We start from the raw sequence: 10,293 nt of genomic DNA, 5'->3' as shown, positions 1-10,293 counted from the left end.
TGAAAGCGAAGTGACTTTGACAAGCTAGTGCCAGCTTTTTTGATCCTGCTCGCGCTGTACGTGCTGCCCATTTTTTTTCAGCCCTGATGGTTGCGGCCTTAAGCTGTCGCCGCCAACTCTGGCATTCCGAGCGGGCAGCGCTTTTGCGGAATTGAACCGCGCCGGGTTTGCCGGAGGCGTGAGCTCCTAAGTTCAATTCGAGCAGGTTGATTGGAACGTCCGGAATTCTCCAAAGCAGTCGTTTGCAGACAGTGCCGCGAACGGCGACAATTGGGTCGGAAGCCGTCACGGCTCAGATCGGGCCGCTAATGGCGGCTTTGCCCCGCTTTCGAAAAATTCCTGCGGGTCAGCAAACGACCCCGAAGCCGCCTATATGAATGTATCAGGCTCGGCGCAGCCCTCAGCACTTCCCGGCAATTTGGCCGCCGACAAACTGGCGACTGCTTCGTTTGTGGTAAAGCGTGGCCTGGGCGTTCGGGCATCAGGCGGTTAGATTTTTAACGCCGCATCTCCAACATTTCGCCGCATTCGATGCGAATGCGTCCCGATGAAGGCCATGCTCGCTTGAGACAATCACCACCCACGGTCTGCGTTCCTACAGGTCAACGATGACTGCCTTGAGAGACAGCGAAAAGCAGGAGGGGGGCGCTCGGCCAATCGGAGACTGGTTGTGATTAAACTGGCAAGACCACCGCCTCTGCTCAGTTGATGACTGACGATCAGCAGTCACGCGGAGCGATGTGCCAGTTCGCGGAGACGAGCGTCTTGCCAATATGCGGCACGAAAACGGCGTCGTTTGTATAGTTGAAGGTGAAGCTGTGGCTGGCGCTGTTGCGCACGCGAATGCCTTCGGGAAGGTCAAGCAGCAGGAGGTCCGTTTCTCCCGCCATAAGCTCGATGAGCAACCGCAGCAGGGCGCGGTCGGGCCAGATCGCGCAATAACGCACGGTGCCGCTGGCATAAACGACACCCCGCTTCGCGGCGTCGGCGAACTCGGGCACGAAGTGGCTTTGCACATCCTCGCGCCATCGGGTCACCAACCAACCATCCCCAGGCTCGCTCACCCCGTCTCGCAGGCTTTCGACTCTGGTGACGGTGAGCGCGATCACCGACTTGAGATCGCCCGGCGCTAAGCCATCGGGAATGCTGAAGTTCGAGGTTTTGCTGCCTGACCTCGGCCCCAGCAGCACTGGGCAGGTCAAGGACGCGACTTTCTCGACAATGCCTTCAGGCAGGATCGGCAAAGAGGGGATCAACACCAGCTGATATCCTGTCAGGTCAGCTTCCGGCGCGACGATATCGACATCAAGCCCGCGCGTTCGCAACGCCGAGTACCACTCGAACACAAGTTCCAGATAGCGGAAACTTTGCCCCTGTGGCTGGATGCTGCATACCCATGCTGCGTCATAAGAAAACACCAGCGCAACCTTGGCCTGCGCAGTCGCCTGCGCGCCGATGTCGGCCAGCACATTGGCAGCGGCGCGCACCTCGTTTACCGCCTCAGCATCGGTTCTGTCGGGGCGCAGCAGGCCGGCGTGCATTTGCTCCTGCGCAAATGGTGCCTGTCGCCAGCGGAAATAGGAGGTCAACTCCGCTCCGTGCGCTGCCGCTTCCAGCGTCCACAGCGCAACCATTCCCGGCAGCGGCGCAGGGTTGAAACGCGCCCAGTTCACCGGACCAGGTTGTTGCTCCATGACCCCCCAGCGACCTTTCGAGCACCCGCGATAGAGATCATGGTGGAAGGCGGCAATATCGGGGTGGCCTTGCCGCAGATAGGCGCGCTTCTCGTCAACCGAAAACCAGAACTGTTCGAGAAAGCCGAGCGGGTATGAGTCCCACATCGCCACATCAATATCGCGGCCGAGATCGTGGTGGTCGAATTCGGTGAAGAAACCCATGAAATTGTGGGTGATGTCTTTGCCCGGTGCCGCACTGCGCAGGATCGCCGCTTGCGCCAGATTGAAGCTGACGACCTGATCCGAAGCGAACCGGCGATAATCGAGCCAATGTGCCGGATTGGCTTCGGCCACGGTGAGATTTGGAGGATCGACTTCGGAAAAGCTGCGGTACTCCATGCTCCAGAACACATTGCCCCACGCGGCATTGAGCGCTTCGGCGGTGCCGTAACGGGCCTCAAGCCAGACGCGGAAAGCGGCGGCTGCGGCATCCGAAAAGCTCAGCACAGTGTCATGGCAGCCATATTCGTTGTCGGTCTGCCACATCACGATGGCAGGATGCTGGCCATAGCGTTCCGCCAGCGCAGCCACGATCCGTGCGCATTCGGCGCGGTAACCGGGATGCGAAAAACAATAGTGCCGCCGCGAGCCGAAACCGCGCGGACGGCCCTGTTCGTCGATGGCGACCATATCGGGCATCGTGTCGACCAGCCACTTGGGCGGAGTCGCGGTTGGCGTGCCAAGGATCACTTGCAGCCCCGCCTGCGCGAGCGTGTCGATTGCCCGGTCGAGCCAACCCCAATCATAGCGGCCCGGCTCTGGTTCGATCCGGCTCCAGGCGAATTCGCCGATGCGTACGAGCGTGAGGCCCATCTCTGCCATGCGCATCGCATCCTCGGCCCAGATGTCTTCCGCCCAATGTTCAGGATAGTAACAGCAGCCAAGTTTCATTGCGGCAGTCTTTCCAGTGCGATTAGCCATGCGGTTTCGGGATGGGTGAGGGGGAGGGCGAGGCCGTGGTGCATCAACGCTGCGCCCGACAGGGTTATGCCTGTGCGCCAGATTTCAGGATTGGCGATGCGGTGCCGGGCCTTTCTAGGCCACGGTTCAGGCAGCGTTACGCGGTAGGGCGCGTCAGCATCGAGCCCCTTGAGGCGAACGGGCGCGGCTTCGAAGTCGATGGAAAATGTGGTCTGGGCCACCAGCGCCAATACCTTTGCCCCGTCTGTCACCAATTGCGCGAAGATGCCTGGATCGGGATGATCCAGCCGATAGAACGCGCCCGAATGCAGCACTTGGCGCCATTGTTTGTAGAGCATGATATGCGCCGCCAGCAACATACGCTCGGCTGTCTCCATTACACCCGGGTCAGCTTCGACCCCCATGTGCCCGAACAGCGCGACCTTGGCCCGGAAGTCCATATCGGTGCTTCGTCCGGTAATCGGATTGGGCGAAGGCCCTACATGGTTGCCGAGTGCCTCAAGCGGCAGGAAGCGGCTCCATTCGCGCATGATTCGCACGCGCTCAATCGGATCGTTATTGTCGCTCGGCCAAACGCGTTCGCACAGCCCGATGAGGCTCATGTCGATCCGTCCGCCCCCGCTTGCGCAACTTTCGATCATGGTGTCGGGGAACTGATCGCGCAGCCGGGCCCAGATCGCGTGCAGCACATGAACCTGCTCCAACCCCGCGCCCGGCGGGAACAGGCGCCGATTATGGTCCCATTTAAGATAGGCGATGTCGTGATCACGCAGCAGACGCGCGATGCATTCGAACAAATGGTCGGCGACTTCGCGCTTGCCAAGGTCAAGCACCAGTTGGCCACGTTCAGTCGGGCGTTGCTGCCCCGGCTCATGGAAGCACCAGTCGGGATGGGCGCGGTAAAGGTCGCTGTCGGGTGAGACCATTTCCGGCTCCACCCAAAGGCCAAAATCCATGCCCAGCGATTGGACATGGTCGGTCAACGGGCCAAGGCCACGGGGAAGCCGCTGCGGGTCCGCGATCAAGTCGCCAAGACCGGCGCGGTCACTGCTGCGGCCCTTGAACCAGCCATCATCGAGCACGAAGCGCTCTACGCCCAGATTTGCAGCGTCCTCGGCAAGGCGCATCAGCCGAGCCTCGTCGAAATCGAATCCGCATGCCTCCCAGGTGTTGAAATGCACTTTGCGAATGCGCTCAGGGTTCACTTTTGCACTCGTCGATTGCGCCAGACACGCACGGGCGTGAACATGAAAGGCATGGGTCAAGGCGTCCGCGTCCTTGGCACATGCAAACAGCGCCTCGGGCGACATAAACGCAGGGAAGCCAAGCGCATCGGGTGGCACTTGCGCAAGCAGCGTGATTTGCCCGTCTTCATCGCGCGCAATCCGAACCTCGTGATCCCCGGTCCACGCCAGATGAAAGCCAAGGCACGCGCCGGTGCGCGCATCGTCAAATACCAGCCAGTCGCCGCCCGCGAAGCCCGATTTTCCACCGCGTGACACCCACCCGAGGCCTGCCCGCGTGATCGCCAGACGTTCGGCCCGCATGTCATCGGCCCAGCGCCCAGCAAAGTGGGTGACGTGATCGACGCCGTGCGGCAGCGCAAGCAGCAGCGAGGCGCACCTTGTCAGCATCAATTCGCGCTCACCGGTGTTCCAGATGTTCGTTTTGGCAGCAATGATGTCTCCTGCGCGCATCGACCAGCTGATCGACAGCGCAAGTCCAAGGCTCTGATCATGCCAAGATGCCTCGATACGGTCCGCCTCACAATGTTCTTGTAGCGTCAGCCCAGCCCAGCGCGGATGCACCGTCTTGCCAGACTCGCTCAAGCCAACCAAAAGCGGTCCGCGCCAGCCTGTCCTCAGGTCGGGTAGTAAGCCGCCGGTCGGCTGGACATCGGGCTGGTTTTCGTGGCCCGCACGGGCGCTGGCTTGGGCGAGCGCGTGAAGGTCTTCATCCTCTGCAAGCCGCGGTCCAAGATAAAGGCATTCAAGCGCATCGTTCCGCTGCATCCAGATCGCGCTGGTGCGTTCGCCATCGAGCCTTGCAAAGCTTGGACCTTCGCTCAAAACTCACTCCCATCGGTCTCGGTGATGAATATTGCCCGCAGGCTTGCCAGGCCCTCGCCAATCCGCTGTAACCGCGTCAAACGTGCGGGGAAAGCGTGCAATGATCGCCACTATACCAGTTGCCAGCATGATTCAGATTGCGGTCTGCATTGGGCTAACCGCCGCTGTTGGAATTGCGACCTGGCTCACGATCCGGCGCAGCGCGCATGATGGTTCACGCAAGGACGTGTATCTGGCGGGTGGCAAACTGTCGTGGCTGTTCGTGGCCGGGTCAATCACGCTTACCAACTTGTCGACTGATCAGCTCGTCGGGATGAACGGTAATCAAATGCTGTTGCTAGCGTGGTGGGAGATTGCGGGGTTTTTCGGCCTGATGATTCTCGCGTTTGTGTTTGTGCCAGTTTATTATCGCAACAACTGTACCACCGTGACCGAGCTGCTGGAACAGCGCTATGGCGGGCGCAGCATCCGTACATTGGTTGCGGGCCTGTTTCTGGTAGGCAATGTGCTGATCTATCTGCCGGCCGCACTTTATTCGGGCAGCCTGTTCATGCAGTCGCTGTTTGGGCAGGGTGTGCCGCTGCTGTTTTTTGCCACGATTCTGGCTGTGATTGCAGCGGGATATGCGGTGCTCGGTGGATTGCGTGCAGTTGCCGTGATGGACACCTATTCCGGGGTTGGCATCCTGGGCCTTGCCATGTTAATCGTGGTGCTGGGATTAGCTGCGGTGGATTGGGATATCGTCACCGGTGTTCCTGCCGAACGCATTACCATGGTTGGCGGGCCCGACAGTCCGATCCCGTGGCCCACGTTGCTGACGGGGATGATCTTTATCCAGATATTCTACTGGTCAACGAACCAGAACCTCACCCAAAAGGCGATGGCCGCGCCCTCGATCCGCGAGGCGCAGAAAGGCGTGATGGTTGCCGCGCTGATCCGCATCCTGATCGTGCCACCGATTGTGGTGATCCCGGGCATCGTCGCGTTCAAGCTGTTCGGTGACATTGGCGATGCGGCTTACGGCCGGCTGGTGGCAGAAATCCTCCCCCCCTGGCTTTCGGGGGCGTTCGCCGCGATGGTGGCGGCGGCGGTGATCACGACTTTCAGCGCGGTGCTCAATTCCTCGGTAGCGCTCTATGCGGTCGATTTCCACGAGCAGTTCGTTGGGGAGGTCAAGAACCACTGGAAGCTGGCTGCCGGGGTTTCGATACTGCTGACGGTGGTGGCAGTGCTGTTGGTGCCAATGTATCAAACTGCCACCAGCATCATCAACCTGCTCCAGCAATTGAACGGGTTGCTGTCCATGCCGATCCTGTCAGCGTTTATCGCTGGGCTGATGTTCCGCAATGTCGACGCGCCAGCGGCGATTGCCGGAGTGGTGTGGGGCGTGGTGCTGTATGGGTTGTTCACTTTCCACCTCAGCCCGGCAGGGATCATCACGCTGCATTACATCCACTTCATGGTGATCACGCTGGTGACCAGCCTACTGGCTTCGCTGGCGGTCAACCGGTTTGTGCTGGGCAATCGGGCGCAACTGGCCTGGAGCCGCCCGCGCGAAGTGGCGGTATGACCATCAATCTTGCTCGTCCGCACCGGCGCTATAACCCGCTGACTGCAAGCTGGGTGCAAGTTTCGCCGCAGCGCATGGGGCGGCCGTGGCAGGGCGAGGTTAGCCCGCCTGATCAGCTTCCGCCCGCTTATGATCCGGCTTGCTTCCTGTGCCCCGGCAACACCCGCGTCGGCGGTGAAGCCAACCCGGATTACGCGGGCGTTTACGTGTTCGATAATGACTTCCCCGCGCTGGCAAAGGATCAGCCGGCCGCAGTCGATCACGATCCGCTGTTCCGGGCCGAGGCATCGGCAGGCGTGTGCCGGGTGATCTGCTTTTCGCCCGATCACGGCAAGTCGCTCCCCCTGCTGACCCTTGAGCAATTGCGCGGCGTCGTGGATTGCTGGGCCGATCAGACTGCCGAGCTCGGGGCGCGATTTGGCAATGTGCAAGTGTTCGAAAACAAGGGCGCGATGATGGGGTGTTCCAACCCGCACCCCCACGGGCAGGTCTGGGCGACAGCGCACTGGCCGCAGGAGGTTGCGCAGGAGGATCATCACCAGCGCCAGTATCGCGAAGCGCACGAAGGGACTCTTCTCGTCGATGTCGCCCAACGCGAAGCGGCCAGCGGTGAGCGCATGGTCGAGATCAACGACAATTGGCTCGCCATCGTCCCCTTCTGGGCGGCTTGGCCGTTCGAGACGCTGCTGCTCCCCCGCTTTGCTGTGCAGCGGATGCCGCAACTGACCGATGGACAGCGCGATAGCCTCGCGGCCATCCTCAGGGCGCTGACCACCCGCTATGACAATCTGTTCCAGACCAGCTTTCCCTATTCGATGGGCTGGCATCAGGCCCCTTTCGGCATGCCGGATATCGCTCACTGGCAGCTCCACGCGCATGTCTATCCGCCGCTGCTGCGTTCGGCGAGTGTGCGCAAATTCATGGTCGGCTATGAAATGTTGGCCGAACCGCAGCGCGATCTCACGCCCGAACGCGCGGCTGAGATGTTGCGCAATGCCAGCGGCGTGGTGCATTATCGTTTGGCGCAACGGGAGGCATGATGGATCGCCGCGAACGTCTGATCGACCGGGCACGGGAAGGCTTCCAGCTTGTTTACGGGACCGAGCCGACGCATTTTTTTGCCGCACCAGGCAGGGTCAACCTGATCGGCGAGCATGTCGATTACAATGCTGGTTACGTGCTGCCCTGCGCCATCGACCGCGAGACTATCGTCGCGCTTGGAGCAGGGGAGGGAAACCTGTTTGAGGCAACGGCGCTGGATATGGCCGAGATGGGCAGTGCGCGCGATGATTTTTCGCTCGATGCGCCGATCGTGCGCGCGGATCAAAACTGGCGGAACCATGTTCGCGGTGTGGTGCACGCGTTGGCCGGTCGCGGCCACCGGTTAAAGCCTGCGCGCATCGCGATTGCTAGTGACGTGCCGATTGGCGTGGGGTTGTCGTCATCGGCGGCGCTCGGGGTAGCGGTGGCGCTAGCCTGTGCGGAGCATTCCGGGCTCAATCTTTCACCCGATGTGCTCGCCAAGGTGGCGCAGGCTGCAGAGAATGACTTTGTCGGCTGTGCCTGTGGGATCATGGATCAGATGGCATCGGCGTCCAGCACGGCAGGCCATGCGTTGCTGCTTGATTGTCGTTCGCTTGAACATATGCCGATCCCGATCCACGAGTCCCTCGTCATCACCGTGATCAACACTGGGTTGCGGCGTGAGCTGACAGGCAGCGCCTTTAATCTGCGGCGCGCGGAATGCAAAGCGGCGGCGCGGCATTATGGCGTTGCAGCATTGCGCGATCTGAGCCCCGAAGCTTTGGAACGCGCGCGCGGGTGGCTGGACGATGTGCATTTTGCTCGTGCGCGCCATGTCGTTTCGGAAATCGCGCGGGTTGAGCCGGTGGCTTTGGCGCTGGCGCAGGGGGATTCTGCTGTTTTGGCAGCGCTGTTGGCGGAGGCTCATCGCTCGCTCGCTGACGATTTTGACGTTTCGCTGCCGCCGATTGACCGGCTGGTCGGGCTAGTGGCCGAAGCGCTTGGAACCGCAGGCGGAGTGCGCTTGACCGGCGCAGGATTTGGCGGATGTCTGGTGGCCGTGGCGGACCGTACAGCAAGTTGGGCGATTGATGATGCCGTTGCGCGCTACAATACCACTGCCAGCCTTCCCGCCAGCTCCAACAGTTTCGCGCCCGCTAAGGGGGCCGCGCCGATCGTCTTTCAATGATGGATTAACCCTGCGGGTCGTCGGGACTCGGCATCGACAGGACAATGCGGTTCGTTCCGCAAAGTCTGCACATCGAGCAGTGGACCAGATGACTGGGCTCTGCCATTGGAACGTGGCACTTTGTGCTGAGCCGTGCGGCCAAGCGCATTCCGCTGCGATCACTCCAGGCGGCCAGTTGCGGCAAGGCGTGACAAGTCGGGTTTGGCGATGTTTCGAATTTCTCGCGAGGATAAAATAGTTTGCCCGCCGAGCTCGCCGGCCAACGTGTCTGGGGGCATGCCCCCAGACACGTTGCCAACCCATCAAACATCCATCATGAATGCTCTGCCACCTGAATTTTGGACCATTTGCGGCTAGAGTTTTCGACCTTAGATTTCCTTGGCTGGGCAAGGAGGTTTGGCATGAAAGCATCTAAGTTCACGAACCTTCAATCAGCGAAGCGCCTCGAGCAAGCGCAACCCCAGTGGAGCCAAGGCTTCTGGCTTTGCCGGTTTCGGCGATCCGCTGCTGAGCGGCGTGGCACAAACGCGCGGAGCGCGCAGTGCTAGCTTGCGGCCGCCTGATGCCACCCTGCTGGCAGGGCAGGGCGTCACCGATGCCGGCGCGCCGCTCATGGATCCCGTAGCGCTTCGAAAACTGGCGCGCTTGCCCGGCACGGCGCGGGAACTTGTCGCGGTGCAGACCATGCTTGGCGCCTCGGTCAACGCGATCCGACTGGTAGGCAATATGACGGAACCCGCGTTGCGCGAGACTGACCTGAGCGCGGTTAGCACCCTTCACCTTGCCACCCATGGGCTGACTGCGAGCGAGAGCGGCGCGCGTGCCGAACCGGGATTGGTGTTCACCCCGCCTGCCAAGGCCACCAACAAGGACGATGGCTATCTTGCCGTATCCGAAGTCCTTGAGCTTGATCTGCGCAGCACGGAGTGGGTCATCCTCTCAGCATGCAACACCGCAGCGCCGTCAGGAAAGGCTGGCGAGGCTGGCCTGTCGGGCCTCGCCCGCGCATTCTTCTACGCTGGCGCACCCAGCTTGCTCGTTAGCCACTGGCCAGTTTACGACAGCGTCGCGGCCGAGCTTACGGTCAATGCACTACGTCGCACGCAGATTGGTGAAAGCCGCGCCAAGGCGCTGCAAAATGCCATGCGAGACATACGCAATACGAATGACAAACTGGAGTTCGCTCACCCCGGCGCCTGGGCTGCATTTACGCTTGCGGGTGAGGGGCGTTGAAATAGCGTCCAGACACGAATAAACTGGCTATCATCATGTTTGATCAACCGATGTCAAATCTGTCGGCGTTCATCACCTTGGTCCAGGCGGCGATAAAGTCCTTGACGAATTTCATCTCGTTGCCACGCTCGGCATAGACTTCTGAGACTGCGCGCAACTGCGAGTTTGACCCGAACACCAGATCGGTGCGCGTCGCGGTCCAGCGCTGCCCGCCAGTACTGCGGTCGGTGCCGATGAACTCTTCATCGCCGCTGGTGTCCACGACCTTCCAAGCCGTCTTCATGTCGAGCAGGTTGACGAAGAAGTCGTTGGTCAACAGGCCCGGCCGCTGGGTGAGCACACCGTGGGTGGAATTGCCCGCATTGGCGCCCAGCACGCGCAGGCCTGCCACCAGCACCGCCATCTCCGGGATCGACAGCCCCAGCAGGTGCGCACGATCGAGCATCAGTTCCTCGGTCTTCACGCTCTGCTTGGTCGCGAGATAGTTGCGGAACGCGTCAGCACGCGGTTCAAGCGGCTCGAAACTGTTGGCGTCGGTCTGCTCGGCGTTGG

General features: G+C 61.1%; 7 protein-coding genes. 4 read left to right on the top strand and 3 right to left on the bottom strand.

Annotated elements, in window-relative coordinates; all coding sequences use genetic code 11:
• Positions 1-719: 719 nt before the first annotated feature.
• Together ACEW8G_RS14000 and ACEW8G_RS13995 are read right to left on the bottom strand one after the other, a co-directional pair.
• Positions 720-2,627 (bottom strand): beta-galactosidase, encoded by a 1,908-nt coding sequence (locus ACEW8G_RS14000; protein WP_373489022.1) that lies wholly within the window; start codon positions 2,625-2,627, stop codon positions 720-722.
• Positions 2,624-4,726, bottom strand: a complete 2,103-nt coding sequence (locus ACEW8G_RS13995) for an alpha-galactosidase (RefSeq protein WP_373489021.1) — start codon at positions 4,724-4,726, stop codon at positions 2,624-2,626. The genes ACEW8G_RS14000 and ACEW8G_RS13995 overlap by 4 nt, the downstream gene beginning before the upstream one ends.
• Positions 4,727-4,826: 100 nt before the next feature.
• Here ACEW8G_RS13995 and ACEW8G_RS13990 point away from each other — a divergent pair, with 100 nt between their 5' ends.
• From ACEW8G_RS13990 to ACEW8G_RS13975, 4 genes are all read left to right on the top strand, one after another.
• Positions 4,827-6,296: a sodium/solute symporter gene (locus ACEW8G_RS13990; RefSeq protein ID WP_373489020.1), complete on the top strand. Its 1,470-nt coding sequence runs from the start codon at positions 4,827-4,829 to the stop codon at positions 6,294-6,296.
• Entirely contained in the window at positions 6,293-7,336 is a 1,044-nt protein-coding gene (locus ACEW8G_RS13985) for a UDP-glucose--hexose-1-phosphate uridylyltransferase (RefSeq protein WP_373489019.1), read from the top strand. The genes ACEW8G_RS13990 and ACEW8G_RS13985 overlap by 4 nt, the downstream gene beginning before the upstream one ends.
• Positions 7,333-8,508, top strand: coding sequence for a galactokinase (gene galK / locus ACEW8G_RS13980; protein WP_373489018.1), 1,176 nt, complete (start codon positions 7,333-7,335; stop codon positions 8,506-8,508). The genes ACEW8G_RS13985 and galK overlap by 4 nt, the downstream gene beginning before the upstream one ends.
• Before the next feature lie 516 nt (positions 8,509-9,024).
• Entirely contained in the window at positions 9,025-9,741 is a 717-nt protein-coding gene (locus tag ACEW8G_RS13975; protein WP_373489017.1) for a CHAT domain-containing protein, read from the top strand.
• Positions 9,742-9,784: 43 nt separating this feature from the next.
• Here ACEW8G_RS13975 and ACEW8G_RS13970 read toward each other — a convergent pair.
• On the bottom strand, positions 9,785-10,293 hold a 509-nt coding region (locus tag ACEW8G_RS13970; RefSeq protein ID WP_373489016.1), incomplete at its 5' end, for a peroxidase family protein.

It is taken from the genome of Blastomonas sp., assembly GCF_041747255.1.
GTDB lineage: Bacteria > Pseudomonadota > Alphaproteobacteria > Sphingomonadales > Sphingomonadaceae > Blastomonas.
The sequence above is the reverse complement of the archived record's forward strand: the minus strand, read 5'-3'. Positions and strand labels throughout refer to the sequence as shown.